The sequence below is a fragment of the Roseateles chitinivorans genome (genome assembly GCF_002761755.1).
GTDB classification, from domain to species: Bacteria; Pseudomonadota; Gammaproteobacteria; order Burkholderiales; family Burkholderiaceae_C; genus Roseateles; species Roseateles chitinivorans.
Genome location: NZ_PEOG01000192.1, coordinates 1 through 481, shown reverse-complemented (window position 1 = coordinate 481; position 481 = coordinate 1). Strand labels below are relative to the sequence as shown.

1 protein-coding gene is annotated in these 481 nt (G+C 63.8%); it reads left to right on the top strand.

Annotated features, from left to right (window positions below; all coding sequences use genetic code 11):
- Positions 1-481: GTP-binding protein (locus tag CS062_RS25340; RefSeq protein WP_143742546.1), on the top strand; the 481-nt coding region annotated here is incomplete at both ends.

Below are 481 nucleotides of genomic sequence, written 5' to 3'. Positions count from 1 at the left end.
GACGGTGCCTCCACGACCGACTGGATGGAGCAGGAGCAGGAGCGTGGTATCACCATCACCTCCGCGGCTGTGACTTGCTTCTGGAACAACAACCAGATCAACATCATCGACACCCCCGGGCACGTCGACTTCACCGTCGAGGTGGAGCGCTCGCTGCGCGTGCTCGACGGTGCGGTCGCCGTGTTCGACGGCAAAGAAGGCGTGGAGCCGCAGTCCGAGCAGGTGTGGCGGCAGGCCGACAAGTACGACGTGCCGCGTATCTGCTTCGTCAACAAGATGGACAAGCTCGGCGCGGACTTCTACTTCACCGTGCGCACCATCGAGGAGCGCCTCGGTGCCAAGCCGCTGGTGATCCAGCTGCCGATCGGTGCCGAGAACGACTTCATCGGCATCATCGACCTGGTCGAGATGAAGGCCAAGGTGTGGCGCGGCGAGACCGCCCTCGGTGAGAAGTACGAGGTCGAGGACATCCCCGCGGACC